This window comes from Rhodopseudomonas sp. (assembly GCF_048594845.1).
Lineage (GTDB): Bacteria > Pseudomonadota > Alphaproteobacteria > Rhizobiales > Xanthobacteraceae > Rhodopseudomonas.
Genome location: NZ_JBMDXE010000019.1, coordinates 1 through 26536, shown reverse-complemented (window position 1 = coordinate 26536; position 26536 = coordinate 1). Strand labels below are relative to the sequence as shown.

Below are 26536 nucleotides of genomic sequence, written 5' to 3'. Positions count from 1 at the left end.
AGCCCGGTCAGCAGCACCGGCTTGTAATTGACGCTGAGGCCGTGAGCCTCGACCAGCTGGCGGAACGGCGCGTGACCGATATAGGCCCAGGGGGACTGGAACGAGAAATAGTAGTCGATCTGACGCGACATGCGCACTCCGGCTTCAGGCGGCCGGATGAGGAATGCGAAGCGGTCGCCGTGTTCGTCATATCGGATCAGAGCCGATCCCGCCGTGCAAGCCGGATCGCCCGCAAATGCCATCGCAAACGCTGCGGACAAGTTATCGCAGAGAGTCGCGAATCCTCAATAAAATCAGCCAAAACAACAATGTAATAGGCTGCGACCGAATCTTGACTTGCCAACAGGCGGTCAGTATGGTCCGCCCGGCTTTTCAAGGGTCACGGGGCGTTAACTCACTATCTACGGCACCTTTTTCGGGTCTCCACGACATGGCGGACGACACGCAGAAGGACAGCCGACGGAGTGACGGGAGCAGCGCCGGGTCGCCTGAGGAAGCTGCGCTTTCCGCTAGGCTCGGAAGCCTGGAACAACGGCTCGCCCATTCTCGGGAGAATCGGAAACTCCAGTCGGACCAATCCGGATCAAGTGAAGACGGACCTGCCAAAGCTTCGGCGATGGCGCTCGGTTTTCGCCTTTCCTCCGAATTGGTCGCGGGCGTTCTCGGCGGGGCGGCTCTCGGCTGGGGTTTCGATCGTTTGTTGTCGACCTCTCCCTGGGGCCTCATCGTGTTGTCGCTAGTCGGTTTCATCGCCGGCGTGATCAACGTGATGCGGGCGGCGGGTGTGATGGCGAAGCAGTCCGAGCGGCTCTGAACGGGGACCGAAGTGCACACCATCGTTCGAATCCCGCGCAAGCTCGCGACACCGACAGACTGAGAAACGAATGGCCGCCGATCCGATCCATCAGTTCCAGATCACCAAGCTCTTCACCCTCGGTCACATTGGCGGACAGGAAATCGCGTTCACCAATTCGTCCGCCTACATGTTCGGCACCGTCGCGGTGATCGGCCTGCTGATGCTGGCGCCGAGCCGCAAGCTGGTGCCGGGACGCCTGCAGTCGGTCGCCGAGCTCTCCTACGAATTCGTCGCCAACATGATCCGGTCGACCGCCGGCAAGGAAGGCCTCAAGTTCTTCCCGCTGGTGTTCTCGCTGTTCATGTTCATCGCGGTGTCGAACCTGATCGGCATCATCCCCTACACCTTCACGGTCTCCAGCCATCTGATCGTCACCGTCGCGCTGGCGATGCTGGTGTTCCTCACGGTGCTGATCTACGGCCTGTCCAAGAACGGCCTGAAGTTCTTCAAGCTGTTTGTGCCCTCCGGCGTGCCGATCTACATCCTGCCGCTGGTCGTGTTCATCGAAGTCATCTCGTTCTTCCTGAAGCCGGTTTCGCACTCGGTGCGTCTGTTCGCCAACATGCTGGCGGGCCACATCGCGCTGAAAGTGTTCGCGAGCTTCATCGCGATGCTCGGCGCGCTCGGCGTCGTCGGCTGGTTCGGCGCGGTGCTGCCGCTCGGCCTGACCATCGCGCTGACCGCGCTCGAACTGCTGGTCGCGTTCCTGCAGGCCTATGTGTTCGCCATCCTGACTTGCATCTACCTCAACGATGCAATTCATCCGGGTCACTAACGGCCCATTCATCGACGTCAAACCAAAACCCCAACAGGAGTTCGTTACATGGATCCGATTGCCGCGAAGTACATTGGCGCTGGTATTGCCTGCATTGGCATGGGCGGCGCTGGCGCCGGCGTGGGCATCATCTTCGGCAACTATCTCGCCGCTGCGGTGCGCAATCCGTCGGCTGCCCAGGGCCAGTTCGGCAACCTGATTTTCGGCTTCGCGGTGACGGAAGCGCTCGGCATCTTCTCGCTGCTGATCGCGCTGCTGCTGCTGTTCGCCCTCTAAGATCCAATCCGGTCGCAGCTCAGCCGAGCATGTGACCGGCCCGAACAGGAGAAGCCCGTGGCTACAGGTCATGGCGACGCCAAGGGAACGACTGCTCACACGGCAGCGGACGGCCACAAGGCCCCGTTTCCGCCGTTTCAGCAGGAGACCTTCGCTTCGCAACTCGTGTCGCTGGCGATCGCGTTCGTCGCGCTCTACCTGATCGTCTCCAAGATCGCACTGCCGCGCGTCGGCGGTGTGATCGAAGATCGTCAGAAGGCCATCGAGGGCGATCTCGCAGCCGCGCAGAAGCTGAAGGCCGAATCGGACGAAGCGCTGAAGGCTTACGAGACCGAACTCGCTCAGGCCCGTGCCCGGGCGCAGGCGATCGGCGCGGAAACCCGTGACAAGCTGAATGCGCAGGCGGAAGCCGAGCGCAAGACGCTGGAAGAACGGCTGGCGGGCAAGCTCGCCGACGCCGAGAAGACCATCGCTGCGACCCGCGCGACCGCGATGGGCAACGTTCGCGGCATCGCCGCCGACGCCGCCTCCGCGATCGTGCAGCAGCTGTCGGGCGTCACGCCGGACGGCAATGCGGTCAACAGCGCGGTCGACGCGTCGCTCAAAGGTTGAGGCTGATGGAAATCTTCGCTGAAGCAGAAACCTGGGTCGCCATCGCGTTCGTCATCCTGATGGGCCTGTTCGCCTATCTGGGCGTGCACAAGACGGTGATCAAAGCGCTCGACCATCGTCGCGACCGGATCAAGGCCGAGCTCGACGAGGCCCGCAAGCTCAAGGACGAAGCCGTCAAGCTGCTCGCCGACTATCGCGCCCGCCGTGCCCAGGCCGAGCGGGAAGCCGAAGCGATCGTCGCCAGCGCCAAGGCCGACGCCGAACGCATCGCGGCCGAGTCCAAGGCCAAGCTGGAAGACTTCGTCGCCCGCCGCACCAAGACCGCGGAAGGCAAGATCGCGCTGGCGGAGGCTCAGGCCGTCGCCGACGTGCGGGCTGCCGCGGCGGAAGCCGCCGTGTCCGCCGCCGCGTCGATCCTGTCGCAGTCGGTCAAGGGCCCGGTCGCCGACGACCTGCTGAGCAAGGGCATCCAGGACGTCCGCAGCAAGCTCAACTGAGCTGCACGGTCTCTGAAACAATCAAAGCCGGCGCGAGCAATCGCGCCGGCTTTTTTGTGTCTGGAGATTTGACCCTTTCTGAATCGAAGCCTTTCCCCGCAGGAGACGTCCCCCTCCCCTTGAGGGGGAGGGTCGGCCCGCAGCCCGCGTAGCGGGATTTGGGACGGGGTGGGGTGAGCCGCGAGCACGGCCTTCGTTACTCCGCCACCCCACCCCGCTCGCTACGCGAGCGACCCTCCCCCTCCAGGGGAGGGTGAAGACCGAGCGCACTGCCTGGGGCGCCCTCACCCCAGCCCGCTCCCGCAGGCGGGAGAGGGAGCGCGCTGCGGCTCGTGGTGAAGGGCGATCTCTTAAGGGCCAAGGATCGCGGCAGCAGAGCCGCTGCCACGCCGGCCGGCGCGGCTACTTCTTGCGCCGGCTCTTCGGTTCGGGTTTCAGCGCCTGCGGGTCGAAGCCAATGTAGAAGACGTAAGCGTCGTTGGCGGCCGGCGACGGCGCCGGATAGACGACATCTTCGGTCACCATGCTGAACGGCACGCTGCCGTCGGTGCCCATGTTCACGACGGTCCGGTAGGCCTTGGTGAACACCGTCTTCGGCGAAACGCCGTCCTGCACCACGGCGACGCGGATCGGCACCTCGACGGTCCCGGGTGCGCCGGCCGGGCCGGCGATTACCCGGCCCTGGATGCCGATGTGCGCCGTGATCGTCCCGCTGTTGAGATTGCATTCGCGCGCTGTGCGGCCGATCACCACCTGGTAGCGCAGATCGTTGCCGGCAGCTTCCTTGCCCGGCAGCCCGACCGCGTAGGTGGCGGCGCCGGCCCGGATCGTGACCGGCGGACAGGTCAGGTCGCTGTCCGGCGCGGGACCGTTGGAGATGGTCGGCGCCGGCTCGGACGATCCACCGCCGAACAGGCTCTTGAAGCGGTCCGTGAACGACTGCGACCAGGCGGGTGTCGCCAACAGAACGCCGCAGACCGCCGTCCCGGCTGCCAGCAGCACCGCGCGGCGCGCCCCGCGCCCCGCCGGCGCTCGTTTCACTTCGTGTCTCATCACTCTACCCGGGCTGTGAAGGTCCAGACTGTCGCCGCGCGGCTCCCCACCGCGCAGCGATCGTCGTTGCGAAACGCTTTCGCGCGCGGCGTTATAGCAAAGCAAAGCCGGCGAACCAAAGGCGACGATGTCGCCGACCGCACACTCCCGCAAGGCTTCTCAGCCGCGGAAGTCCTCGTGCAGCAGGCCGAACAGCAGATGATCCTGCCAGACGCCGTTGATGCAGAGGTAGCGCCGCGCCAGCCCTTCGCGGGTGAAACCGCATTTCTCCAGCACACGGATCGACGGCGCGTTGGTGGGGATACAGGCGGCCTCGACGCGGTGCAGGTTGAGTTCGCCGAACAGCGTCGGCAGCAGCACCCGCAGCGCCGCGGTCATGAAACCGCGGCCCGCATGGGGCTCGCCCATCCAGTAGCCGATGGTGCCGGCCTGGACGATGCCGCGGCGGACATTGGCGAGCGTGACGCCGCCCAGCATCTCGCCGGTGCTCTCCCGGAAGATCAGGACCGGGTAGGAGCGATCGGCGGCAATGTCTTCGGCGTAGCGGCGCAGCCGACGCCGGAATCCGGAGCGGGTGAGATCGTCCGACGGCCAGATCGGCTCCCACGGCGTCAGATAGGACCGGCTGCGATCGCGCAGCTCCGCCCATTGCACATAGTCGGCCATCTGCGGAGCACGCAGCAGCAGCCCGTAACCTCGCGGCGCCAGGGCAGCGGGGGCCGCGGACGGCATTCGAAACAGCGCCATGACCACACTCCGATCCGCGCTGGCGGGGCGCTCAGCCTCCGCGCACGGCGCGCGGCGTCAATGATACGACGTTTTGGCCTTGGATTGTGTCAATCCTTCCGCGAAACCTACCGCACTGTCCAGACCGCGGCCGGTCCCGAGCGCGACCACCGCAGGCTGGCCGCGCGACATCAGATGCCGGGCAGCCGCGCGGGTGGTCTCGATGCTCACGCCGTCGATCCGCGCCACCAGCTCCTCGACCGACAACGGCCGGCCATAGGCCAGGATGTGGCGGGCGAGCTGCTCGGCTCGCGATGAGCAGCTTTCCAGCGCCATCAGCAGGCCGGCCTTCATCTGCGCCTTGGCGCGGGCGATCTCGGCGTCCGTCAGGGTTTCGACCGCGTCGTTGATCACGTCGACGATGACTTCCATCATCTCCGGCGCGTCGTCCGGATCCGTGCCGGTGTAGAGTCCGAAGAAGCCAGTGTCCGCATAGGGCGCGTGGAAGGTGTAGATCGAGTAGCAGAGCCCCCGCTTCTCGCGCACCTCCTGGAAAAGCCGCGACGACATTCCGCCGCCGAGGATGTTCGTGAACACCTGGAGGCTGAACAGCGCTTCGTCGCGCTGCGGCAGGCCTTCCAGCGCCAGCGTCAGATGTGCCTGCTCGAGATCGCGCCGCACCACCCGCGAGCCGCCCGTGCCGAACAAGGCCGGCTGCGGTTTGGGCGCCGGCGTGCCGTCGAAGCTCGCGAAGCGGTGCTGCACCTCCTCGACGACGCGCTGATGGTCGACCGCGCCGGCCGCAGAAACCACCATGTCGGGGCCGCGATAATGCGTCGACAGATACGACTGCAGCTTGTCGCGGTTGAAGCCCTTCAGCGTCTTGGCGGTGCCGAGCAGCGAGCGGCCGATCGGCTGCTCCGGATAGCAGAGCTCGTTGAGATATTCGAACACGACGTCGTCGGGCGTGTCCTGCGCGGCGCCGATCTCCTGGACGATCACGCTCTTCTCGCGCTCGAGCTCCTCGGCCTCGAACGACGGATTGGCCAGAATGTCGCTCAGTACGTCGAGCGCCAGCGGCACGTCGGCCTTCATCACCCGCGCATAATAGGCGGTGGTCTCGGTCGAGGTCGCGGCATTGAGATCGCCGCCGACCGCCTCGATCTCCTCGGCGATCTCTCGCGACGTCCGCCGCGTCGTGCCCTTGAAGGCCATGTGTTCGAGCAGATGCGAGATGCCGTGCTCGTCCGGCTTCTCGTCGCGGCCGCCGACGCCGGTCCAGACGCCGAGCGCGGCGGTCTCGAGATGCGGCATGGTGTCGGTGACGACGGTCAGGCCCGAGGGAAGCTTGCTGACTTCGACGCTCATCCGACAGCTCCTTGCTGCGCCGCGCGGCTGACCGACAGCACGTGGCGTTCGATCGCCGCCTGATCGCGGGGCATGATTTTGAAAGTTTCGGTCCGGCTCATCAGTCCGTCGAGCCAGGCCGGGAGCTCGGGCCGCATTCCGCAGGCGGTTTCCACCGCGTCCGGGAACTTGGCCGCATGCGCCGTGGAGAGAACGATATTGGGCACGCTCGGATCCGTCGTGTCGCGATCGGCGACCGCCAGCGCCACCGCGGTGTGCGGATCGACCAGATCGCCGGCCTCGCGCCAGGCGGCGCGGATCGCCGATTCGGTCTCGGCCTCGTCGGCGCGGCCGGCGTCGAACTCCTCGCGCACAGCGGCGAGCAGCGCGTCGGGCAGCACGAAGCGGCCGGACTGGCCAAGCGAGCCCATCAGCGAACGGATCAGCGCCGCATCCCGGCCGGAGGCCTCGAACAGCAGCCGCTCGAAATTCGACGACACCTGAATGTCCATCGACGGCGAGGTGGTGGCGTGGACCTCACGTACCTCGTAGATGCCGGTCTTCAGCGTCCGCGCCAGAATGTCGTTGATGTTGGCGGCGATCTTCAGCCGCCGCACCGGCAGGCCCATCTTCTTGGCAACGTAGCCGGCAAAGATGTCGCCGAAATTGCCAGTCGGCACCGTGAAGTCGACCAGGCGATTGGGCGCCCCGAGCGCCACCGCGCTGGTGAAGTAGTACACCACCTGCGCGACGATACGGGTCCAGTTGATCGAATTGACGCCCGACAGCGACACCTGATCGCGGAACTTGTGGTGATTGAACAGCCCCTTCACGATCGCCTGGCAATCGTCGAAATGGCCCTCGATCGCCAGCGCGTGGACGTTGGCCGCGCCGGAGGTGGTCATCATCATCCGCTGCACGTCCGAAACCCGGCCGTGCGGAAACAGCACCACGAGATCGACCGCTTCGCGACCCGCGAAGGCATCGACCGCCGCGCCGCCGGTGTCGCCCGAGGTCGCCACCACGATGGTGGTGCGCTGGCCGCGCTTCTGCAGCGCGTGATCCATCAAGCGCGAGATGAGCTGCATCGCGACGTCCTTGAACGCCAGCGTCGGACCGTGGAACAGCTCAAGCACGAACTGGCTCGGCCCGCTCTGCCGCAACGGCACCACCGCGGGATGCCGGAAGGTGGCGTAGGCCTCGTTGGCCATGCGGCCGAGTTCGGCATCCGAAATCTCGCCGGCCACGAACGGCCGGATCACCTCGACGGCGACTTCCCAATAGGGCCGGCCGAACAGGCTGGTGATCGTGTCCGGCGCCAGCTGCGGCCAGACTTCCGGCACATACAGGCCGCCGTCACGGGCGAGTCCCGTGAGCATCACATCGCAAAAGCCGAGGCGCGGGGCCTCGCCCCGGGTCGAAACATAGGTGGTCAAGGTATCCTCCAAAGGCCGGGGCGCGACCAAGCCTTTGATATCGATGGAATTACTCATCCGCGCGGGAAATCACGGGCACCATAAGGGTTTTGCCGCGCAGGGGAAACCGCTCTCGACGAAAAGACGGCCGCTTCGGGATACCCCGGTGATGCGGCAAGGGCCCGCGGCGACTAGGCGATCCGGCGCGACGCGCGGGGCTGCGGCGCCGCGGGTGCGGCCCGGCGCTGCCCCCATAGCCAGACCAGGAACGCGACGCCGACCGCAAGCGCCAAGCCGAACCAGGTGACGGCGTATTGCATGTGCTGGTCGCGCAGATGCACCCCGAGCGGCCCCGGCTTGGGCAGGCCGTTGGCCGGGACCGGCGTTTCGAGATCGACATAGAACGGCGCCACCTGCCCGCCCCAGCCGAGCTGGGATGCCATAGCCGGGACATCGCGGCTGAACCACAGCCGCTTCGCCGCATCGGGATTCGGCGTGAAAATGCCGCCCGCTTCCGGAAAGCGCAGATAGCCGGTCATCGCCACCGGCTGCGCGGCGTGCAGCGGCTTGACGATGCGATCCTGATAGGCGCGGTCCTGCATGGTGTTGGGGACGAAGCCGGCATTGATCACCACGGTCGCGCCATCCAGCCGGGCCGGCAGGAACGCCCAGGTGCCGGGCCCGGAAATATCCTCGCGGATCGCCGAGCCGGACGAATACACCATGGCGTCCGGCAGATCGGCGTAACTCGCCGTGAAGCTGACGCGGCGGAATTCGTCAGCAGCCGGCGCCAGCGCCGCCCATTCGCCCGGCGGCGGGAGCGAACTCGGCGCGGCGGCGAGGCGCTCGGTCAGCGCGGCGATCAGCGCGTGCTTGGCGGCGCGGCGCTGCAGCTGCCAGAACCCGAGCGACAGCAGCACCGCCACGATCAGGAGCGCGATCAGGCTCATCCCGGCGATGCCGCGCCGGCGCGACGGGGAGACGCTCATTTCGGTTCGCGCCCGACCAAGCGGCCTTCCTGCGCCTTGTGGTGATACTGCAGCGCGATCAACAGCGCCTTCATCGAGCGCAGCGGTAGCAGCGTGGTTACCAGCACGAGCGGAATCCACAACGCCGCATGCAGCCAGAACGGCGGCTGATACTTGACCTCGACAACGAGCGCGCAGCCGACCACGATCGCCCCGCCGATCAGGATCATGAACACCGCCGCGCCGTCACCGACATCGATGAACGCGTAGTCCAGCCCGCAGGATTCGCAGCGCGGCGCGAGCGTCAGGAAGCCGGCGTACAGCCTGCCCTCGCCGCAGCGCGGGCAGCGGCAGGCAATGCCGCGGAGCGCAGATTGCAGGACGGTGGGGGGATGCACAGCCATTCGTTGTCCTTCGTCTTGTGACGAAAACCTCTATTCGCGTGTCCCGGACAAGCTGCAGCACGGAGTGCTGCTGCGCAGATCCGGGACCCCGGTTAGGGCTCTCAACCGGGGCCCCGGATCTGCAGCGCACCACGCCGCGAAGAGCGGCGCGCTGCGCTGCGTCCGGGGCACGGAAACGAGAAAGAGCGGCCTAATGGCCGCCCTTTGTAGCACAATCAGCAACGGCTTAGTGCGCGCCGTGCGCCATGGTCGAGGCGCCGTGGCCCCAGACGTAGATGCAGACGAACAGGAACAGCCAGACCACGTCGACGAAATGCCAGTACCAGGCGGCGAATTCGAAGCCGAGGTGCTGGGTCGGGGTGAAGTGGCCCTTGTAGACGCGGATCAGGCAGACCAGCAGGAAGATGGTGCCGACCAGCACGTGGAAGCCGTGGAAGCCGGTCGCCATGAAGAAGGTCGCGCCGTAGATGTTGCCGGCGAACGAGAACGCGGCGTGGCTGTATTCGTAGACCTGCACGCAGCTGAAGGCGGCGCCGAGCAGCACGGTGAGGATTAGCGCCTTCTTCACGGCGGCGCGGTCGTTGTGCAGCAGTGCGTGATGCGCCCAGGTCACGGTGGTGCCCGAGGTCAGCAGGATCAGCGTGTTGAGCAGCGGCAGGTGCCAGGGATCGAAGGTCTCGATTCCCTTGGGCGGCCAGACGCCGCCGAACAGCGCGTCGCGCGTCGCATGCACCGGGTCGCCGGGGAACAGCGCCGAATTGAAGTAAGCCCAGAACCAGGCAACGAAGAACATCACCTCCGAGGCGATGAACAGGATCATGCCGTAGCGGTGGCTGATCTGCACCACGCGGGTGTGGTCGCCCTTGAACTCGGCCTCGCGGATCACGTCGCTCCACCAGCTCGCCATGGTGTAGAGCACGCCGATAACGCCGACGCCGAACACGATCGGGGCGCCCTGATACATGTGGTGCATCCACGACACCGCACCCAACGCCATGATGAAGGCTGCGACCGAGCCGACGAACGGCCACGGGCTCGGATCGACGAGGTGATAATCGTGCTGTTTCGCGTGCGCCGTGGCCATGTTCGTGCTCTCCGTTGCCAAAGCCGAAACGGTGGTGCCCCCATCCGCCGGCCGTCGTCTCGTCAGCGTTTCCGTTTTTTATAAATTGCCTTTGCGCGCCCCGGTTTCGCTCGAAGCCACCGGCTTCGGCGCCGGATCGCGCATCGGGTAGAAGGTGTAGGACAGCGTGATGTTGTTGACGGTGTCGTTCTCGCTGTCGGTGGCGAAAGCCGGATCGACGTAGAACACCACCGGCATCTCGCGGGTTTCGCCCGCCGCCAGCGTCTGTTCGGTGAAGCAGAAGCAGTTGATCTTGGTGAAGTAGGAGCCGACCGTCAGCGGCGTGACGTTGTAGGCCGCCTGCCCTGTTGTCTCTTGCTTCGCCGTGCTGGTGACGGTGTAGTACACGGTCACCACCTTGCCGATCGGCACCTCGATCTCGCGCTGCTCGGGCTCGAACTTCCACGGCAGACCGTTGATGTTGGAGTCGAACCGCACCGTCACCTTGCGGGCCAGCGGCTCGGAGGACGGCGCGGCGCCGACCTGGGTGGTGCCGTTGAAGCCGGTGGTGCGGCAGAACCAGTTGTAGAACGGCACGGCGGCGAACGAGGCGCCGACCATCAGCGCCACCACCAGCCCGCAGATCGAGGCCACCATCGTGTCACGACCGAGACCGCGGCGGGGAGCCGGCTGCGGCGCGGGACTGGGCGGGACCTGCGGCATCGTCGATCGCTCCCTACATCGGCCGTTGCAGCACGATCGGACCCTTGACCATGGTCACGGCGAAGAACAGCACCACCAGCACGGCGAGCGCGAGGGCGATGGCGATCGAGCGTTCACGCTGGCGCTTCTTCTGCGCTTCGGTGAGCACCACGCCCGGCCTCCTCTGCGGCTCCATCCGGCGGTCTCCTCAGGCGAACAACGACCACACGGCCTTCGCGGCGACCTCGACCAGCAGGATCGAGAACAGCGCGAACAGATACAGGATCGAAACCTTGAACAGATTGCGCGAGGCGCGCAGCGCGGCGCTGCCGGTGCGATGGCGATACACCCGCACGGCGAGCACCAGCATCCAGGCGCCGAGCGCCAGCGAGGCGATGCCGTACACCGCGTCGAAGTAACCGAGCGGCCACGGCGCGGCCGCCACCGCGACCAGCACGATGGTGTAGAGCAGGATCTGCAGCCGCGTATGATCCGGGCCGGCGACGACCGGCAGCATCGGCACGCCGGCGCGGGCGTAGTCGTCGTTGCGGAACAGCGCCAGCGCCCAGAAATGCGGCGGCGTCCAAAAGAAGATGATGGCGAACAGCAGCAACGGCTCGACCGCGAGCGATCCGGTCACCGCGGACCAGGCCACCACCGGCGGCAGCGCGCCGGCGGCGCCGCCGATCACGATGTTCTGCGCGGTCGAGCGCTTCAGCCACATCGTGTAGATCACCACGTAGAAGAAGATCGTGAAGGCGAGCAGCGCGGCGGACACCCAGTTGACCAGGATGCCGAGCGTGAGCACCGAGAAGAACGCCAGGATCAGACCGAACGCCAGCGCCTCGCCTTTGGTCACGCGACCGCGCGGGATCGGCCGGTTGGCCGTGCGCGTCATCTTGCCGTCGATGTCGTCCTCATACCACATGTTCAGCGCGCCGGAGGCGCCGCCGCCGACCGCGATGCACAGGATGGCGGTGATCGCCAGCACCGGGTGGAAGCTTCCCGGCGCCATCAACAAGCCGACCAGCGCCGTGAACACGACCAGCGACATCACCCGCGGTTTGAGCAGCGCAATGTAGTCGCGGACGCCCGCTTCGGAGATGCGGGGAGCAGCGAATTCGACCTGGTTGGTGTCGATGACCGACAATTCGTGACCTCTTAGGCTCTAGACCGCATCCGCCGCGAGCCGGGCCCGGGCGGATGCTTGATGATGAGTGTGCCTCAGCGAACCTGCGGCAGCACCTCGAACTGATGGAACGGCGGCGGCGACGACAGCGTCCATTCCAGCGTGGTGGCGCCGACGCCCCACGGATTGTCGGCAGCCTTCTCCTTCTTGATGAAGGCGAGCGCGACGCCGTACAGGAAGATCAGCACGGCGAAGCCCGAGATGTACGAGCCGATCGACGACACCAGGTTCCAGCCCGCGAACGCGTCCGGATAGTCGACGTAGCGGCGCGGCATGCCCGACAGGCCGAGGAAGTGCTGCGGGAAGAACACCAGGTTGACGCCGATGAACGTCGTCCAGAAGTGCAGCTTTCCGATGGTCTCCGAGTACATGTAACCGAACATCTTCGGGAACCAGTAGTACCAGCCGGCGAAGATGCCGAACACGGCGCCGAGCGACAGCACGTAGTGGAAGTGCGCGACGACGTAATACGTATCCTGCAGCACGCGGTCGACGCCGGCGTTGGCCAGCACCACGCCGGTGACGCCGCCGACCGTGAACAGGAAGATGAAGCCGACGGCCCACAGCATCGGCGTCTTGAACTCGATCGAGCCGCCCCACATCGTGGCGATCCAGGAGAAGATCTTCACGCCGGTCGGAACCGCGATCACCATCGTGGCGGCGACGAAATAGGCCTGCGTCGCGCTCGACATGCCGACCGTGTACATGTGGTGCGCCCACACCACGAAGCCGATCACGCCGATCGCCACCATCGCGTAGGCCATGCCGAGATAGCCGAACACCGGCTTCTTCGAGAAGGTCGAGACGATCTGGCTGATCATGCCGAACGCCGGCAGGATCAGGATGTACACTTCGGGGTGGCCGAAGAACCAGAACAGATGCTGGAACAGCAGCGGATCGCCGCCGCCTTCGGCCGAGAAGAAGGTGGTGCCGAAATTGCGGTCGGTCAGCAGCATGGTGATGGCGCCGGCCAGCACCGGCAGCGACAGCAGCAGCAGGAACACGGTGACCAGGATCGACCACACGAACAGCGGCATCTTGTGCAGCGTCATGCCCGGCGCGCGCATGTTGAAGATCGTGGTGATGAAGTTGATCGCGCCCATGATCGACGATGCACCGGCGAGATGCAGCGCCAGGATCGCGAAGTCGACCGCCGGCCCCGGGTGCCCCGATGTCGACAACGGCGCGTACATCGTCCAGCCGGCACCGACGCCGTTCGACGACGGCTCGCCCTCGACGAAGGTCGAGATGATCAGCAGCGCGAACGCCGCCGGCAGCAGCCAGAACGAGATGTTGTTCATGCGCGGGAAAGCCATGTCGGGCGCGCCGATCATCAGCGGCACGAACCAGTTGCCGAACCCGCCGATCATCGCCGGCATCACCATGAAGAAGATCATGATCAGGCCGTGCGAGGTCACGAACACGTTGTAGGTGTGGCTTTCGTGGAAGATCTGCACGCCCGGATACATCAGCTCGATGCGGATCGCGATCGACAGCGCGCCGCCGATGATCCCCGCGATGATCGCGAAGATCAGGTACATCGTGCCGATATCCTTGTGGTTCGTCGAATAGACGTAGCGCCGCCACCCGGTCGGATGCGCGTGGGCATGATCGTCATGCGCATGATCGGAATGAGCAACCCGTGCAGCTTCCATGGCCATTTTCAGATCCTGACTTGAAACCTTCGAACCCTGCGGTCCCTGTTCGAACCCGCCGCGCGCGGCGATGTGATTTACCGCGCGGCGGCGCCGGCCGATGCGACGGACGTGCGGGACGCCGACGCGATCTGCTGCTTCTTCCAGGCGTCGTATTCCTGATCGCTCACGACGCGTACGACGATCGGCATGAACGCATGGTCCTTGCCGCAGAGTTCCGAGCACTGCCCGTAGAAGCGCCCTTCACGATTGGCCCTGAACCAGCTCTCGTTGAGCCGGCCCGGAATGGCGTCGATCTTCACGCCGAACGACGGGATCGCCCATGAGTGGATCACGTCCGCCGCGGTGGTCTGAATGCGTACCACCTTGTTGACCGGCACCACCATCTCGTTGTCGACGCCAAGCAGCCGCGGCGGCACCGGGTTCATCTTGGCGCGCTCTTCGTCGCTGAGCATGATCGAGGTGAACTCGATCTTGTCGTCCGGATACTGATAGGTCCAGTTCCACTGGTTGCCGGTCGCCTTGATGGTGAGATCGGCCTTCGGCACGTCGAGCTGGAAGAACAATAGACGGAACGACGGCACCGCGACCGCCACCAGGATCATCACCGGAATGATGGTCCACGCCACCTCGATCAGCGTGTTGTGCGTGGTCTTCGAGGGGATCGGATTGCTCTTGGCGTTGAACTTCACCACCACGATCACCAGCAGCGCCAACACGAACAGCGTGATCCCGGTGATCAGCCAGAGCAGGAAGCTGTGAAACCAGACGATGTTCTCCATGACCGGGCTGGCGGGAGCCTGCAATTGCATCTCCCACGGCGACGGCTGACCTTCACCCGCGAGCGCCGATCCGGCGAGGCCGAACATGCCTCCGATCGTCGCAATTCCGATACCCGCAACGCCAAGCAAATGCCGATCGAATCGGCCATTCGACATCGTCATGCCGCCTTCGCTCCCCTACGTATTTTGCGGGCTGACCCACTTCCGCGGAGTGCCCTTGTCATTCTTCGAGGGCGATTGTTCGCCTCCCTTAAGAATGCTTCTTATTCTTTCTTTCAAACCACAATTTGCCAGTACCCGCAATGCAGTATTGGACTTTCGGAGAGGGCTCGCGGAGGTTTGTGCCGGGCTCTGCAGAGCACGGATATACTTCGTAATTTTGCGGTGTTCAGGTAATGTGAACCATGCTTGACAGCGGCACACGCCGATGTACGCACAGCAGCCAGAATTCACGGGAGCCTGATTCGCCGGCGGGCGGTATCGCCTTGATGGTGCCGTCATTCCGGATCAGTCGGGGCCCTGATCCACACCATGTCTCTGACTTGAAAGCGACCCCTATGGGCTTTGCCGAACGTTTGCCGTTGCTCGCCTCCCGCCGCCTCGTGCGCGGTGGCAGTCTCCGGCTGGGGATCGCCGCCGCACTGATGCTCGGGGCGATGCTCGGCACCAGCGCGCGCGCCGATGCGCAGGGGGCTGTGCGCTCCGTGCATGGCGACTGGCAGATCCGCTGCGACACGCCCCCGGGCGCCAAGGCCGAGCAATGCGCGCTGATCCAGAGCGTGGTCGCCGAGGACCGCTCCAACGCCGGCCTCACCGTCATCATCCTCAAGACCGCCGACCAGAAGAGCAAGCTGATGCGCGTGGTGGCGCCGCTCGGCGTGCTGCTGCCGTCGGGGCTCGGACTGAAGCTCGACAATGCCGATGTCGGCCGCGCCGGCTTCGTGCGCTGCCTGCCGAACGGCTGCGTCGCCGAGGTGGTGATGGACGACAAGCTGCTCGGCCAGCTCCGCAACGCCAAGACCGCAACCTTCATCATCTTCGAGACCCCCGAAGAAGGCATCGGCTTCCCGCTGAGCCTCAACGGCCTCGGCGAAGGCTACGACAAGCTGCCGTAGGCGGTCTTCCACGAGAACGACCGCGTAACGCCAGCGCTGCTCGCGTTGGGCAACGAGCCCGCGAGCAGAACGATGTCGTCATCCCCCGCGCATGCGGGGGACCCAGTATCGCAGAGCCTCCGTGGCGAGCGCGCGGCAAACCAACCAGCGCCCTGGACTACTGGGTCGCCCGCATCCGCGGGCGATGACGCCTGGGACTACAGGCGTTACCTTGTCCGGGCGGCGTTATCGTTCAAACCAGCGTCAGCGTCACGTCGATATTGCCGCGGGTCGCGTTCGAATACGGGCACACGACGTGGGCGCGATCGATCAGCGTCTGGGCCTGCTCGCGATCCATGCCCGGCAGGCTGATCTTCAGCTCGACCTCGATGCCGAAGCCGGTCGGGATCGGGCCGATGCCGACCGTGCCGGTGACGCTGACGTCCTTCGGGATCGGCAGCTTGTCGCGACCGGCGACGAACTTCATCGCGCCGAGGAAGCAGGCCGAATAACCGACCGCGAACAGCTGTTCCGGATTGGTGCCGGGACCGCCGGCGCCGCCGAGTTCCTTCGGGGTGGCGAGGGCGAGGTCGAGCGTGCCGTCGGCGCTGGCGCCGCGGCCGTCGCGACCTCCGGTAGCGGTGGCGGTGGCGCGATAGAGAACCTTTTCGACTGACATGATGGTCTTCCTTTCGAGGGTGGGAGGCTGAGAGAGGCTACTTGATCGCGCGAATTAAAATCGTGCGCGATATATCAGGCCGCGAGGTACAGGGTTATCGGGTGGGCATCGTCTTCATGCGGCTTCGAACAGATGGCTGCGCACCTTGGTCAGCTTGTTGCGCAACTCGATGATCTCCTCCAGCGAACCGCCCATCGCGGCGCCGAGGCAGTCGGGAACATGCTTGAGCTGCTGGCGCAGCGCCCGCCCCTCGTCCGTCAGGCCGACGATCACCTGGCGCTCGTCCTCGGTCGAGCGCTTCCGGCTGATCAGCCCCCGCGCCTCGAGCCGCTTCAGCAGCGGCGTCAGCGTCGTGGTCTCGAGGTAGAGCTGATCGCAGATCTCCGAGACGTTGACGCGATCCTTCTCCCACAGCACCAGCAGTACGAGATACTGCGGATAGGTCAGATCGAAGTCGCGCAGCAGCGAGCGATACACCTTGTTGACCCCGAGCAGCGTCGAATACAGCGCGAAGCAAAGCTGGTTCTCCAGCTTTTGCTTATCGGCGCCGCGCGGCAGACGGTTCGAGGATGTCGGGCTCGTTTTCATGCCCCGGATTTATATCGCGCACGATATATTGTCAAGCGATCGATCCCCATCTCGGCTTCACGGCATTGCGAGGAGGGAGCCACGAAGCAATTCGGCCGTGCACTGGGCTGAATTGCTTCGCTCGCTCGCGAGGACCGCCAGCGCCAGCGCCGCAATGAACAATTTGTCACGGGACTTCGACTTAGGCTTTGCCGATGATGCGCGCTCTTCCCGCCAGCCTCTCGCAGAAGGCAAGCAGAGCGCCTATCTTCATCTCCAAACAACAGTCGGGAACCAGCCTCATGACCAACCCAGCCCAGACCTCCCTGCTCGACCGCGCCAAGCTCGATCGCGATGCCGTGCGGCGTGAACTGACGCGGGGGTTGGCGGGGGCCGATGATGGCGAGCTGTTTCTCGAATACAGCCAGACCGAAGCGTTGGCGTTCGACAACGGCCGGTTGAAGCAGGCGACCTACGACACCGCGCAGGGCTTCGGCCTTCGCGCCGTGAAGGACGATGCGGTCGGCTATGCGCATTCGTCCGACGTGTCGCTGCCGGCGCTGATCCGCGCCGCCGACGCGGTGGCGGCGGTACGCGGCGACTACAGCGGCACGCTGGCGGTCGCGCCGGCGCACACCAATGTGCAACTCTACGGCGACGACAACCCGCTCGACGCGCCCGGTTTCGAGGCCAAGGTCAAGTTGCTCGCCGAGATCGACGCCTATGTGCGCGACAAGGACCCGCGGGTGCGGCAGGTGTCGGTGTCGGTCGGCGCCACCTGGCAGGTGGTCGAGATCCTGCGGCCGGACGGCGAGAGCTATCGCGACATCCGTCCGCTGGTGCGGGTCAACGTCTCGGTGGTGGCCGGTCAGGGCGACCGGCAGGAGAGCGGCTCCAAGGGTTATGGCGGCCGCGAGCCTTATGCGCGCTTCATTGAGACCAAGGCCTGGCGCAACGCTGCCGACGGCGCGCTGCGCGAGGCGCTGGTCAATCTCGAATCCGTGCCTGCACCGGCCGGCGAGATGGACGTGGTGCTCGGCCCGGGCTGGCCGGGCGTGATGCTGCACGAAGCGGTCGGCCACGGCCTCGAGGGCGACTTCAACCGCAAGAAGACCTCTGCTTTTGCGGGCCTGATGGGCCAGCAGGTCGCCGCCAAGGGCGTCACCGTCGTCGACGACGGCACCATCTCGGCTCGGCGCGGCTCGCTGTCGATCGACGACGAGGGCACACCGACCAGCCGCACCGTGCTGATCGAGGACGGCATCCTCACCGGCTACATGCAGGACCGCCAGAACGCACGGCTGATGGGCATGAAGCCGACCGGCAACGGCCGCCGGCAGTCCTATGCCCACGTGCCGATGCCGCGCATGACCAACACCTACATGCTGTCCGGCCAGCACGATCCGGCCGAAATCCTCGCCTCGGTGAAGAACGGCATCTATGCGGTGAACTTCGGCGGCGGCCAGGTCGACATCACCTCAGGCAAATACGTCTTCCAGTGCACCGAGGCCTACAAGATCGAAAACGGCAAGATCGGCGCGCCGCTGAAGGGCGCGATGCTGATCGGCAATGGTCCGACTGATTTGCACCGCATTTCCATGATCGGAAACGACATGCAGCTCGACGACGGCATCGGCACCTGCGGCAAGAACGGCCAGGGTGTGCCGGTGGGTGTCGGCCAGCCGACGCTGCGGATGGATCGGATTACGGTCGGAGGCACGGGCGGATGAACAGCAAGGCGGGCGTGATGACGGGCGCGGTTCGGCGCTGGGGCGCGCAGCTCGGGCAATTGGCGGCGGTGGTGGCGATCGTGCTGGTCGGCAAAGGCGCGCTGGCGGAGCCGTTCTACGTGCCGTCGGGCTCGATGGAGCCGACGCTGCTGATCGGCGACGCGCTGCTCGCCTCGAAATATCCCTATGGCTATTCCAGCGCCTCGCTGCCGATCCACGTGGCGTTTCCGGAGACCGGCCGCGTGTTCAGCGCCACGCCGCATCGCGGCGACGTCGTGGTGTTTCGCTGGCCGGGCGACCGCTCGCAAGTCTGGGTCAAGCGCGTGGTCGGCCTGCCGGGCGATCGCGTCGAGCTCACCAACGGCATCGTCCGCATCAACGGCGTCGACGCCACGGTGAAGCCGGACGGCGTCGGCAAGGCCGAGGATGAAGACGGCGCCTACGAGACTGCGGCGAAGTATGTCGAGACGCTGCCCGGCGGCGTCTCGCACCCGATCTTCAAGCTGTACGACAACGGCCGGCTCGACAACACGCCGGAAGTCACCGTGCCGCCCGGGCATCTGTTCGTGATGGGCGACAACCGCGACAACTCCTCGGACAGCCGCGTGCCGGTGCGCCAGGGCGGCGTCGGCATGCTGCCGATGGACAATCTGGTCGGACGCGTCGATGCCATCGTCGGCTCGTGGAATCCCGGCGTCCGCAAGGAGCCGGTCACAAACTGGCTGTCCGGTTTCCGCATCGCGCGGTTCTTCACGTCGGTGCACTGAGAGCAGCATGGGTTGAGCGCCGCGAACCCATCGACCGCCTCGCTTGGCATGATGGGTTTCGTGAAGGGCTTAAGCCATCCGACGCGCTCTGCATTGGCTCACACCAAATTGGCTCACACCAAGCACAGCCCTTCATGGTGAGGAGGCGCGTAGCGCCGTCTCGAACCATGAGTAATACATCACTCATCCTTCGAGACGCCCGGCTGCTCAGGATGAGGACTGTCTGTCCCGCAAAAAGCCGACCTCAGGCGCAGTTGGGCTCGCTATCTCACCACGCCCGACACGAACCCCGGCTTGCGGCGTGGCGGCTTGATCTGGTTTTTCAGGAAACAGCGCGCATTGCGGCCGACCAGCCCGGGCCGCGCATAAGTCCAGGCGCGGCATTTGTTGTCCTGCTCGCAGGCAGCCTTGCAGGCGTCGTCGCCTTCGTTCGCCTTCATTTCGAAATTGCGGAAGTCGCCGCCGTAGCGATCGATCGACGCTTCGACCGAGCCGTTGCGCGGCTCGATCACGCCGGCGCCGCGCACACCCGAGACGCAGCAATTGCTCGGCGTGCGCTGCGGCACGCCGCTCTTGAGCCAGCAGAACGCGCCATCCTCGGGGACTTGCGGATACGAGAACGTCCACGACCGGCAGCGGCGGTCGCGCTCACACATCAGCGCGCAGTCGGCGGGATCGTTACTATCCACCGGCAGACGCAGATAGTCGGCGCCCGGGCGGTCGAAATTGGTCTGCGCCTGCGCCGCGCGCGGCGCCAGCGTTGCCGCAGCCACGACGAGCAAGACCAACCATGCCCCCAGGAGGCCGCCTCGCCACATTCACGCCCGCCTTCGTGTTAGGCCCGAGTCCAAGGTTCCAACAAATTTGGAGACTGGGCCGCCGTTCCAAAATGGCATCTGATGGTCGCTGACCTGTACGCGCGATGAACAAACGTTTGTTGCCGGATCACAGAATCGACCAGGTTCGGTACTTGGCGAACCCAAGCACGGATGAACAAACCCGTCATGCTGTTCTTTCAGCCGGGTTTGGCCACGAACCTTCGGCGATCGCCCCAACAGGTTGAATGGACGGCGCAATGCGCTCGCGCGGCGGATTGCCGCGTGTCGGACGAAGCCGTTCAGAACGCGTATTCGTCGTAGGCCGGCTCGACCGAGCCCTTCCAGGCGCCGTGGTACTTCTCCAGCATCTCCTCGGCGGGCGAGCGGCCGCAGGCGAGAATTTGGTCGAGCGGCGCCAGATGCCGGGATTCGTCGGCGCCGAACTGATCGATGCGTCCACGCCGGCGCAGCCCGGCATGCGACAGCACCAGACACTCCTTGGCGATTTCGAACAGGAAGCGGTTGCGGATCTTCGACTTGAAGCCGAGCCGCGGGACTTCGTCGCGCAGCGCCTGGCGCTCCTCGGCGGTCCAGCTCTTGACGATCTCCCAGGCCGCGTCGAGGCTGGTGTCGTCGTACAGCAGGCCGACCCAGAACGCCGGCAGCGCCGGCAGCCGCCCCCACGGCACGCCATCGGCGCCGCGCATTTCCAGGTAACGCTTCAGCCGCACCTCGGGGAAGATCGTCGACAGATGATTGGCCCAGTCCGACAGCGTCGGCCGCTCGCCCGGCATCTTGTCGTTCTTGCCGTCGAAGAAGGCGCGGAACGACGAGCCCGAGACGTCGATATACTGATCGCCGCGCTTGACGAAGTACATCGGCACGTCGAGCGCGTAGTCGACCCAGCGCTCGAATCCCATGCCGTCCTCGAACGCCCACGGGATCATGCCCGACCGCGCATTGTCGGTATCGCGCCAGATCTCCGAGCGGAACGACAGGAAGCCGTTCGGCTTGCCTTCGGTGAACGGCGAGTTGGCGAACAGTGCGGTGGCGATCGGCTGCAGCGCCACCGAGACGCGCAGCTTCTTGACCATGTCGGCTTCCGACGAGAAGTCGAGATTGGTCTGCACCGTGCAGGTCCGGTACATCATGTCGAGGCCGTACTGACCGACCTTCGGCATGTAGTTGGTCATGATCTTGTAGCGGCCCTTCGGCATCACCGGGATGTCGCTGCGCGACCACGACGGCGTCATGCCGAGGCCGAGGAAGCCGATGCCGAGTGGCGTTGCGATCTCCCGGACCTGCGCGAGATGCGCCATCAGCTCGGCATGGGTCTGATGCACATTCTCGACCGGCGCACCGGACAGTTCGAACTGACCGCCCGGCTCCAGCGAGATCGCGCCGCCGCCGGTGACGTCGTGCAGCCCGATGATGTGCGGTCCTTCCATGATCGGCTCCCAGCCGAGCAGGATCTGCATGCCCTCGAGCAGCGCGCCGATGCCGCGCGCGCCCGCGTAAGGCACCGGGCGGCGGCCTTCGAGCGTGAACGGCGTCTTCTCGTGCTCGGTGCCGATGCGGAATTCGGACGGCGGTTTGACGCCCGCTTCGATCCACCCGACGAGTTCATCGCGCGAGTTCAGCGGCGTCATATCGATCTGGTCACGCGCCATGGGACTTCCGGAAGCAGCGCGCGGGACGAAGCGGCGCAGGGTGGCAGGAGCCGCGGGCGAAACGAGCCGCGGGTACGAGGGGTGAGCTGTGTATCATCGCGCCGCCGTGCTGTCTCGGTCGTCCGGCGCCGCCGGCGTGGCGCTGCAGGCGCAGCCGAGCCGGTCGAGCAGTCCGCACAGCCGCATCGCGTCGGCGTCCGACAGTTTCGAGCCGACGTGCTTTTCGATGGCGGCCGAATAGGCGGCCCACATCTTCTTCTGCAGCTCGCGGCCGGCATCGGTGATCTCGACGAACTGGCCGCGCTTGTCCATCTTGCATTCGCGGCGTGCCGCCAGCTTCTCGTCGACCAGGCGATCGATCAGGCGCGAGGTCGAGTATTGCGGAATCAGCATTTGCTTTTCGAGCTCGACCGGGCGCATCTCGCCGCCCGGTGCGCGCGACAATTCGAGCAGCGCGTCGTACCAGGCGAGCGGCGGGAAGCCGGCCTTCTTGAGCTCCTGCTCGACCGCATCCAGCACGCGGCTGCGCACCCGCATCAGGCGGACCCACGCGGCGGTCGCTTCGGTCGAGGGTTTGCGTTTCATCGCCTCATCCATCGTGCGCACGAGTCTACCCCACCGGATGCAGATGCATCAATCTTGACTCCTTCATGCAGGCGCATTTAATCGCCCCACCGTCTGTTTTCCATCATCCTCAGGAAGGAATCTCGATGAAGCTGTATTATTCGCCCGGAGCTTGTTCGCTGTCGCCGCATATCGCGCTGAGCGAATCCGGCCTCCCGTTCGAGCTGGTGAAGGTGGATATCCGGGCGAAGAAGACGGAAAACGGCGACGATTACACCCAGATCAACCCGAAGGGCTCAGTGCCGGCGCTCGGCCTCGACGACGGCAGCGTGCTGACCGAGGGCCCGGCCATCGTTCAGATGATCGCCGACAAGGTCGGCGGCGGTAAGCTCGCACCCGAGAACGGCACGCCCGAGCGGTATCGCCTTCAGGAATGGCTGAACTTCATTTCGACCGACCTGCACAAGAGCTTCGGCCCGCTGTTCTCGCCGCTGCTCGCCGACGATGCCAAGCAGTTCTTCAAGGACCGCATCGCCAAGTATCTCGCCTATGCGGACAAGCAGCTCTCCGGCAAGGATTACCTGATGGGCTCGGCCTTCACGGTGGCGGACGGTTACCTGTTCGTGATCCTGAGCTGGTGCGATCGGATGCAGATCGATCTGGCGCCCTACCCAAACCTGTCGGCCTTCCGCGCCCGCGTTGCTGCGCGGCCGAAGGTGCAGACCGCGCTGCAAAGCGAAGGGCTGCTGCAGAAGGCGTAAGGGCTTTCGCGCGCCGTCATTGCGAGCGCAGCGAAGCAATCCAGGTACGGTGCACTGAGCTGGATTGCTTCGTCGCTTTGCTCCTCGCAATGACGTGAACAGAACAAAGGGCCGGATCGCAATGATCCGGCCCTTGTTGTTTTGTACCAGAAGTAAGACGAAGCCTCGCCACACCGGCACCGCGCCCCCTCTCCCGCTTGCGGGCGAGGGTTGGGGTGAGGGCGACGCGAGCACTGAGCTTCGCCCGCGTGAACTATCTCGTAAGCGCGACGATCCAGGTGAGGGCACTTCTCTCCACAGATCGCTGAGTCACGGCCTGGGGCGCCCTCACCCCCGCCCTCTCCCGCGCGCGGGAGAGGGAGCCGACTGTGCTTGGGGCCGGCCGCCTCATCGCACTAGAAGTGCTTAGCGAGCTACGCCGCCGCCTGCTTCTTCGGGGCGAAGCGGTGGTAGAAGGTGTCGCCGGTCTTGGCCATGTCTTCGAGCAGCTTCGGCGGGGTGAAGCGCGAGCCGAATTTGCCCTCGAGCTTGTGGCACAGCGCCACGAACTCCTTGGTGCCCATGAAGTCGATGTAGCTCAGCGTGCCACCGGTGAACGGCGCGAAGCCGAAGCCGAGGATCGAGCCGACATCGGCCTCGCGCGGATCGACGATGACGTTGTCTTCGACCGTGCGCGCCGCTTCGACCGCCTGCACCGCGAGGAAGCGCTGCTTCAGCTCTTCGACGTCGATCGTATCCGGGTCGAGGTGCTTCGGCTGCAGCGCGGCGATGCCGTCCCACAGGCTCTTCTGGCCCTTGCCCTTCTCTGGATAGACGTAGAAGCCCTTGGCGTTCTTGCGGCCGAACCGGCCCTGCTTCTCGACCAGCTCGACCATAAGCTTCTTCTGCTGCTGATCGACGGCCTGTTCGCCGAGATCGGCTTCGGTCGCCTTCATGATTTTCAGAATGAGGTCGAGCGCCACTTCGTCGGCGAGCGACAACGGGCCGACCGGCATGCCGGCCATCTTGGCGGCGGTCTCGATCATCGGCGCCGGGACGCCTTCCATCAGCATCTCGAGGCCTTCGGCGGTGAAGCGCAGCACGCAGCGGTTGGCGAAGAAGCCGCGCGAGTCGTTGACCACGATCGGGGTCTTGCCGATCTGGCGGGTGTAGTCGAGCGCGGCCGCGAGCGTCGCATCGCTGGTGTTGTTGCCGAGGATCACTTCGACCAGCATCATCTTCTCAACCGGCGAGAAGAAGTGGATGCCGATGAACTTCGACTGATCCTTGAACTCCTCGGCCAGCGAATTGATCGGCAGCGTCGAAGTGTTGGAGGCGAAGATCGCGCCTTCCTTGAGCAGCGGCTGCGCCTTGGCGTAGGTCTCGGCCTTGACCTTGCGATCCTCGAACACAGCTTCGATGACCAGATCGGCATCCGAGATCGCGTTAAAGTCGGCGGTCGCGGTGATGCGCGACATCAGCGCCTCGGCGTCGGCCGGCTTGGCACGACCCTTGGCGACGAGGCCGTCGATCACGCCCTTGCAGTGCGCCTTGCCCTTGTCGGCGCTCTCCTGGTCGCGATCGATCAGCACCACGTCGATGCCCGCCTTGGCCGACACGTAGCCAACGCTGGCGCCCATGAAGCCGGCGCCGATGATGGCAAGCTTCTTGACCTTGGTGGGCGGCACGCCCTGCGGACGGCGCGCGCCCTTGTTGAGCTCCTGCATCGACAGGAACAGGCTGCGGATCATCGCGGCCGCTTCCTTGGTCTGCAGCACGTGCGCGAAGTAACGCGACTCGATGCGCAGCGCGACGTCCATCGGCACCTGCAGCCCCTCATAGACGCAGCTCATGATGGCGCGGGCGGCCGGGGAGTTGTCGTAGGTTTCGCGGCGATAGATGGCGTTGCCGGCCGGGAACATCATCATGCCCTGCTTGGAGAACACCGGGCCGCCGGGCAGCTTGAAGCCCTTCACGTCCCACGGCGCCACCGCCTTGCCGCCGTTCTTGATCCAGGCCTTGGCGGCCGAGATCAGTTGATCGGCCGGCACCACGTCGTCGACCAGCTTCAGCGCCTTGGCCTTGTCGAGCTTGATCTGGTCGCCCTTGAGCAGGATGGTCATCGCCTCCTGCGGATTGACGATGCGTGGAATGCGCTGGGTGCCGCCGCCGCCCGGGAACAGGCCGACCTTGATCTCGGGCAGGCCGAGACGGGTCTTCGGATTATCGGCCGCGACACGGTAGTGACAGGCCAGTGTCACTTCGAAGCCGCCGCCGAGTGCCATGCCGTTGATCGCCGCCACCCAAGGCTTGCCGCCGGTCTCGATGCCACGCAGGATCTGCGACAGCTTGCGGCTCTCGTCGAACAGCATCTGCTGCGCGGCTTCCTCGCCCTTGTCCTTTTTGAGCTGGGCGAACTGCTTGGTCATGTTCTCCAGCATCGACAGGTCGGCGCCGGCGCAGAACGCCTCCTTGGCGGACGTAATCACCACGCCCTTGACGGCCGCATCCTTGCCGGTCGCTTCCGCGATCGCCGCGAGTTCCTCGATGGTCTTGGTGTCGAGCACGTTCATCGACTTGCCCGGCAGGTCCCAGGTGACCAGCGCGATGCCGTCGGCGTCGGTCTCGATCTTGAAGTTGCTGTAGCTCATCGGCTCGGGCTCCACAGGTTGTTACGGTTTGTATCAAATGACATCGGCGAACTAATTGCCTTGGCGCCGTGTCGACTTAACGTTGCGGTAGAGAAGCGCGTCTACGGTCGGGATGTCCTCGCGCCGTATGGAAGGTCTCTCATGAATTCTGTCTGCACCGGATGCCAGGACGGCATCGCGGTTCCGTTCGAGATGAAGATGGCCTTCCAGCCGATCGTCGATCTCTCCGCGCAGCGGGTGTGGGGTTACGAAGCGCTGGTTCGCGGTCCGAACGGCGAGCCCGCCGGCATGATCCTGTCGCAGGTCACCGACGAAATGCGCTACCGCTTCGACCAGGCGGCGCGCGTGCTGGCGATCGAAACCGCCGGCAAGCTGTTCAATGATCCGTGCACACGGCTGTCGATCAACTTCATGCCGAACGCTGTGTACGAACCCAGCGCCTGCATTCAGAAGTCGCTCGCCGCCGCCAGGCGCGCGCAGTTCCCGCACCGGAACCTGATGTTCGAGTTCACCGAGAACGAGCGCATGCTCGACGTGCCGCGCCTCAACAAGATCATCGAGGCCTATCGCGCGCTCGGCTTCATGACCGCGCTCGACGATTTCGGCGCCGGCTATGCCGGCCTCGGCCTCCTGGCCAAGCTGCAGCCGGACCTGATCAAGATCGACATGGAGGTGCTGCGCGACATCCATCTCAGCCGCGCCAAGCAGGCGATCGTGGCGGGAATCGTCGGCATCGCCCGCGAACTGGATATCCGCGTGCTCGCCGAAGGCGTGGAATGCGAACAGGAATGCGCCGTGCTGCGTGCAGCCGGAATTTCGCTGTTCCAGGGTTACCATTTCGCCAAACCCGCCTTGATGGCTCTGCCCGAGGTGCCGTTGCTGAACCCCGCAATCGAGGTCAGAGCGGCCGGTTGATGTCTTCTCCCCTCCCCCTTG

Annotated in this window: 29 protein-coding genes; 10 read left to right on the top strand and 19 right to left on the bottom strand. The window is 65.2% G+C overall.

What is annotated here, in order from left to right; translation table 11 throughout:
* A partial coding sequence (locus tag ACOJTD_RS01120) for a DsbA family protein (protein ID WP_420131105.1) occupies positions 1-131 on the bottom strand: 131 nt, incomplete at its 3' end.
* A gap of 299 nt (positions 132-430) precedes the next feature.
* On the opposite strand from ACOJTD_RS01120, the gene ACOJTD_RS01115 reads away from it, so the two are divergent.
* The 5 genes from ACOJTD_RS01115 to ACOJTD_RS01095 all read left to right on the top strand — a co-directional run bounded on the left by ACOJTD_RS01115 (position 431) and on the right by ACOJTD_RS01095 (position 3016).
* On the top strand, positions 431-814 hold the full coding sequence (locus ACOJTD_RS01115) for an AtpZ/AtpI family protein (RefSeq protein WP_420131103.1): 384 nt from the start codon (positions 431-433) through the stop codon (positions 812-814).
* 70 nt (positions 815-884) lie between these two features.
* Positions 885-1631, top strand: a complete 747-nt coding sequence (locus ACOJTD_RS01110; RefSeq protein ID WP_420131102.1) for a F0F1 ATP synthase subunit A — start codon at positions 885-887, stop codon at positions 1629-1631.
* Between the two features lie 48 nt (positions 1632-1679).
* The gene (locus tag ACOJTD_RS01105; RefSeq protein ID WP_009796340.1) at positions 1680-1907 is read left to right on the top strand and encodes a F0F1 ATP synthase subunit C; all 228 of its coding nucleotides are present in this window, start codon (positions 1680-1682) and stop codon (positions 1905-1907) included.
* Positions 1908-1964: 57 nt separating this feature from the next.
* Positions 1965-2519, top strand: a complete 555-nt coding sequence (locus ACOJTD_RS01100; RefSeq protein WP_420131101.1) for a F0F1 ATP synthase subunit B' — start codon at positions 1965-1967, stop codon at positions 2517-2519.
* Positions 2520-2524: 5 nt separating this feature from the next.
* A complete protein-coding gene (locus ACOJTD_RS01095) occupies positions 2525-3016 on the top strand; it encodes an ATP F0F1 synthase subunit B (RefSeq protein ID WP_420131100.1) in 492 nt (163 codons plus the stop codon).
* A gap of 402 nt (positions 3017-3418) precedes the next feature.
* Here ACOJTD_RS01095 and ACOJTD_RS01090 read toward each other — a convergent pair whose 3' ends face one another.
* From ACOJTD_RS01090 to coxB, 12 genes are all read right to left on the bottom strand, one after another.
* The gene (locus ACOJTD_RS01090) at positions 3419-4069 is read right to left on the bottom strand and encodes a hypothetical protein (protein ID WP_420131099.1); all 651 of its coding nucleotides are present in this window, start codon (positions 4067-4069) and stop codon (positions 3419-3421) included.
* A 159-nt stretch (positions 4070-4228) separates the two neighbouring features.
* Positions 4229-4816, bottom strand: a complete 588-nt coding sequence (locus ACOJTD_RS01085; protein ID WP_420131098.1) for a GNAT family N-acetyltransferase — start codon at positions 4814-4816, stop codon at positions 4229-4231.
* Between the two features lie 57 nt (positions 4817-4873).
* Positions 4874-6163, bottom strand: a complete 1290-nt coding sequence (locus ACOJTD_RS01080) for a M16 family metallopeptidase (RefSeq protein ID WP_420131097.1) — start codon at positions 6161-6163, stop codon at positions 4874-4876.
* A complete protein-coding gene (thrC, locus tag ACOJTD_RS01075) occupies positions 6160-7578 on the bottom strand; it encodes a threonine synthase (RefSeq protein ID WP_420131096.1) in 1419 nt (472 codons plus the stop codon). Before thrC ends, ACOJTD_RS01080 begins: the two co-directional genes overlap by 4 nt.
* A 170-nt stretch (positions 7579-7748) precedes the next feature.
* Positions 7749-8546 (bottom strand): SURF1 family protein, encoded by a 798-nt coding sequence (locus ACOJTD_RS01070; protein ID WP_420131095.1) that lies wholly within the window; start codon positions 8544-8546, stop codon positions 7749-7751.
* The gene (locus tag ACOJTD_RS01065) at positions 8543-8929 is read right to left on the bottom strand and encodes a DUF983 domain-containing protein (RefSeq protein ID WP_420131094.1); all 387 of its coding nucleotides are present in this window, start codon (positions 8927-8929) and stop codon (positions 8543-8545) included. Before ACOJTD_RS01065 ends, ACOJTD_RS01070 begins: the two co-directional genes overlap by 4 nt.
* Positions 8930-9155: 226 nt before the next feature.
* The gene (locus ACOJTD_RS01060) at positions 9156-10013 is read right to left on the bottom strand and encodes a cytochrome c oxidase subunit 3 (protein WP_420131093.1); all 858 of its coding nucleotides are present in this window, start codon (positions 10011-10013) and stop codon (positions 9156-9158) included.
* A 78-nt stretch (positions 10014-10091) separates the two neighbouring features.
* Positions 10092-10715, bottom strand: coding sequence for a cytochrome c oxidase assembly protein (locus tag ACOJTD_RS01055; RefSeq protein ID WP_420131092.1), 624 nt, complete (start codon positions 10713-10715; stop codon positions 10092-10094).
* A gap of 13 nt (positions 10716-10728) precedes the next feature.
* Positions 10729-10890 (bottom strand): CoxF protein, encoded by a 162-nt coding sequence (locus ACOJTD_RS01050; RefSeq protein WP_238738012.1) that lies wholly within the window; start codon positions 10888-10890, stop codon positions 10729-10731.
* A gap of 12 nt (positions 10891-10902) precedes the next feature.
* Entirely contained in the window at positions 10903-11844 is a 942-nt protein-coding gene (locus tag ACOJTD_RS01045) for a heme o synthase (protein ID WP_420131091.1), read from the bottom strand.
* A 74-nt stretch (positions 11845-11918) separates the two neighbouring features.
* Positions 11919-13544, bottom strand: a complete 1626-nt coding sequence (ctaD, locus tag ACOJTD_RS01040; RefSeq protein WP_420131090.1) for a cytochrome c oxidase subunit I — start codon at positions 13542-13544, stop codon at positions 11919-11921.
* Between the two features lie 71 nt (positions 13545-13615).
* Positions 13616-14482, bottom strand: coding sequence for a cytochrome c oxidase subunit II (gene coxB / locus ACOJTD_RS01035; protein WP_420131089.1), 867 nt, complete (start codon positions 14480-14482; stop codon positions 13616-13618).
* 395 nt (positions 14483-14877) lie between these two features.
* Here coxB and ACOJTD_RS01030 point away from each other — a divergent pair, with 395 nt between their 5' ends.
* Complete coding sequence (locus ACOJTD_RS01030; RefSeq protein WP_420131104.1) at positions 14878-15435, top strand: invasion associated locus B family protein; 558 nt, start codon at positions 14878-14880, stop codon at positions 15433-15435.
* 232 nt (positions 15436-15667) lie between these two features.
* On the opposite strand, the gene ACOJTD_RS01025 is transcribed toward ACOJTD_RS01030, so the two are convergent.
* Complete coding sequence (locus tag ACOJTD_RS01025) at positions 15668-16093, bottom strand: organic hydroperoxide resistance protein (RefSeq protein WP_420131088.1); 426 nt, start codon at positions 16091-16093, stop codon at positions 15668-15670.
* 114 nt (positions 16094-16207) lie between these two features.
* Complete coding sequence (locus ACOJTD_RS01020; RefSeq protein WP_420131087.1) at positions 16208-16681, bottom strand: MarR family winged helix-turn-helix transcriptional regulator; 474 nt, start codon at positions 16679-16681, stop codon at positions 16208-16210.
* 281 nt (positions 16682-16962) lie between these two features.
* Here ACOJTD_RS01020 and tldD point away from each other — a divergent pair, with 281 nt between their 5' ends.
* Both tldD and lepB read left to right on the top strand, forming a co-directional pair.
* Positions 16963-18390 carry a metalloprotease TldD gene (gene tldD / locus ACOJTD_RS01015; protein ID WP_420131086.1) on the top strand — a complete coding sequence of 476 codons (1428 nt, stop codon included), beginning with the start codon at positions 16963-16965 and terminating at the stop codon, positions 18388-18390.
* Complete coding sequence (gene lepB, locus ACOJTD_RS01010; RefSeq protein ID WP_420131085.1) at positions 18387-19157, top strand: signal peptidase I; 771 nt, start codon at positions 18387-18389, stop codon at positions 19155-19157. Before tldD ends, lepB begins: the two co-directional genes overlap by 4 nt.
* 263 nt (positions 19158-19420) lie before the next feature.
* Here lepB and ACOJTD_RS01005 read toward each other — a convergent pair whose 3' ends face one another.
* The 3 genes from ACOJTD_RS01005 to ACOJTD_RS00995 all read right to left on the bottom strand — a co-directional run bounded on the left by ACOJTD_RS01005 (position 19421) and on the right by ACOJTD_RS00995 (position 22230).
* The gene (locus tag ACOJTD_RS01005) at positions 19421-19975 is read right to left on the bottom strand and encodes a PAN domain-containing protein (protein ID WP_420131084.1); all 555 of its coding nucleotides are present in this window, start codon (positions 19973-19975) and stop codon (positions 19421-19423) included.
* A 299-nt stretch (positions 19976-20274) separates the two neighbouring features.
* On the bottom strand, positions 20275-21645 hold the full coding sequence (locus ACOJTD_RS01000) for a glutamate--cysteine ligase (RefSeq protein WP_420131083.1): 1371 nt from the start codon (positions 21643-21645) through the stop codon (positions 20275-20277).
* Positions 21646-21738: 93 nt separating this feature from the next.
* Entirely contained in the window at positions 21739-22230 is a 492-nt protein-coding gene (locus tag ACOJTD_RS00995; protein ID WP_420131082.1) for a MarR family winged helix-turn-helix transcriptional regulator, read from the bottom strand.
* A 125-nt stretch (positions 22231-22355) separates the two neighbouring features.
* Here ACOJTD_RS00995 and gstA point away from each other — a divergent pair, with 125 nt between their 5' ends.
* Positions 22356-22970, top strand: coding sequence for a glutathione transferase GstA (gene gstA / locus ACOJTD_RS00990; RefSeq protein WP_420131081.1), 615 nt, complete (start codon positions 22356-22358; stop codon positions 22968-22970).
* Between the two features lie 413 nt (positions 22971-23383).
* Here the strand turns inward: gstA and ACOJTD_RS00985 are convergent, their stop codons facing one another.
* Positions 23384-25600: an FAD-dependent oxidoreductase gene (locus tag ACOJTD_RS00985; RefSeq protein ID WP_420131080.1), complete on the bottom strand. Its 2217-nt coding sequence runs from the start codon at positions 25598-25600 to the stop codon at positions 23384-23386.
* Between the two features lie 141 nt (positions 25601-25741).
* Here ACOJTD_RS00985 and ACOJTD_RS00980 point away from each other — a divergent pair, with 141 nt between their 5' ends.
* The gene (locus tag ACOJTD_RS00980) at positions 25742-26515 is read left to right on the top strand and encodes an EAL domain-containing protein (protein ID WP_420131079.1); all 774 of its coding nucleotides are present in this window, start codon (positions 25742-25744) and stop codon (positions 26513-26515) included.
* Positions 26516-26536 lie beyond the last annotated feature (21 nt).

Coding starts and splice junctions, on each gene's coding strand:
- ACOJTD_RS01115 (WP_420131103.1), top strand. CDS start 431: ATGGCGGACGACACGCAGAAGGACAGCCGACGGAGTGACGGGAGCAGC.
- ACOJTD_RS01110 (WP_420131102.1), top strand. CDS start 885: ATGGCCGCCGATCCGATCCATCAGTTCCAGATCACCAAGCTCTTCACC.
- ACOJTD_RS01105 (WP_009796340.1), top strand. CDS start 1,680: ATGGATCCGATTGCCGCGAAGTACATTGGCGCTGGTATTGCCTGCATT.
- ACOJTD_RS01095 (WP_420131100.1), top strand. CDS start 2,525: ATGGAAATCTTCGCTGAAGCAGAAACCTGGGTCGCCATCGCGTTCGTC.
- ACOJTD_RS01090 (WP_420131099.1), bottom strand. CDS start 4,069: ATGAGACACGAAGTGAAACGAGCGCCGGCGGGGCGCGGGGCGCGCCGC.
- ACOJTD_RS01085 (WP_420131098.1), bottom strand. CDS start 4,816: ATGGCGCTGTTTCGAATGCCGTCCGCGGCCCCCGCTGCCCTGGCGCCG.
- ACOJTD_RS01080 (WP_420131097.1), bottom strand. CDS start 6,163: ATGAGCGTCGAAGTCAGCAAGCTTCCCTCGGGCCTGACCGTCGTCACC.
- ACOJTD_RS01070 (WP_420131095.1), bottom strand. CDS start 8,546: ATGAGCGTCTCCCCGTCGCGCCGGCGCGGCATCGCCGGGATGAGCCTG.
- ACOJTD_RS01065 (WP_420131094.1), bottom strand. CDS start 8,929: ATGGCTGTGCATCCCCCCACCGTCCTGCAATCTGCGCTCCGCGGCATT.
- ACOJTD_RS01060 (WP_420131093.1), bottom strand. CDS start 10,013: ATGGCCACGGCGCACGCGAAACAGCACGATTATCACCTCGTCGATCCG.
- ACOJTD_RS01055 (WP_420131092.1), bottom strand. CDS start 10,715: ATGCCGCAGGTCCCGCCCAGTCCCGCGCCGCAGCCGGCTCCCCGCCGC.
- ACOJTD_RS01050 (WP_238738012.1), bottom strand. CDS start 10,890: ATGGAGCCGCAGAGGAGGCCGGGCGTGGTGCTCACCGAAGCGCAGAAG.
- ctaD (WP_420131090.1), bottom strand. CDS start 13,544: ATGGCCATGGAAGCTGCACGGGTTGCTCATTCCGATCATGCGCATGAC.
- coxB (WP_420131089.1), bottom strand. CDS start 14,482: ATGACGATGTCGAATGGCCGATTCGATCGGCATTTGCTTGGCGTTGCG.
- ACOJTD_RS01030 (WP_420131104.1), top strand. CDS start 14,878: ATGGGCTTTGCCGAACGTTTGCCGTTGCTCGCCTCCCGCCGCCTCGTG.
- ACOJTD_RS01025 (WP_420131088.1), bottom strand. CDS start 16,093: ATGTCAGTCGAAAAGGTTCTCTATCGCGCCACCGCCACCGCTACCGGA.
- ACOJTD_RS01020 (WP_420131087.1), bottom strand. CDS start 16,681: ATGAAAACGAGCCCGACATCCTCGAACCGTCTGCCGCGCGGCGCCGAT.
- tldD (WP_420131086.1), top strand. CDS start 16,963: ATGACCAACCCAGCCCAGACCTCCCTGCTCGACCGCGCCAAGCTCGAT.
- lepB (WP_420131085.1), top strand. CDS start 18,387: ATGAACAGCAAGGCGGGCGTGATGACGGGCGCGGTTCGGCGCTGGGGC.
- ACOJTD_RS01005 (WP_420131084.1), bottom strand. CDS start 19,975: ATGTGGCGAGGCGGCCTCCTGGGGGCATGGTTGGTCTTGCTCGTCGTG.
- ACOJTD_RS01000 (WP_420131083.1), bottom strand. CDS start 21,645: ATGGCGCGTGACCAGATCGATATGACGCCGCTGAACTCGCGCGATGAA.
- ACOJTD_RS00995 (WP_420131082.1), bottom strand. CDS start 22,230: ATGAAACGCAAACCCTCGACCGAAGCGACCGCCGCGTGGGTCCGCCTG.
- gstA (WP_420131081.1), top strand. CDS start 22,356: ATGAAGCTGTATTATTCGCCCGGAGCTTGTTCGCTGTCGCCGCATATC.
- ACOJTD_RS00985 (WP_420131080.1), bottom strand. CDS start 25,600: ATGAGCTACAGCAACTTCAAGATCGAGACCGACGCCGACGGCATCGCG.
- ACOJTD_RS00980 (WP_420131079.1), top strand. CDS start 25,742: ATGAATTCTGTCTGCACCGGATGCCAGGACGGCATCGCGGTTCCGTTC.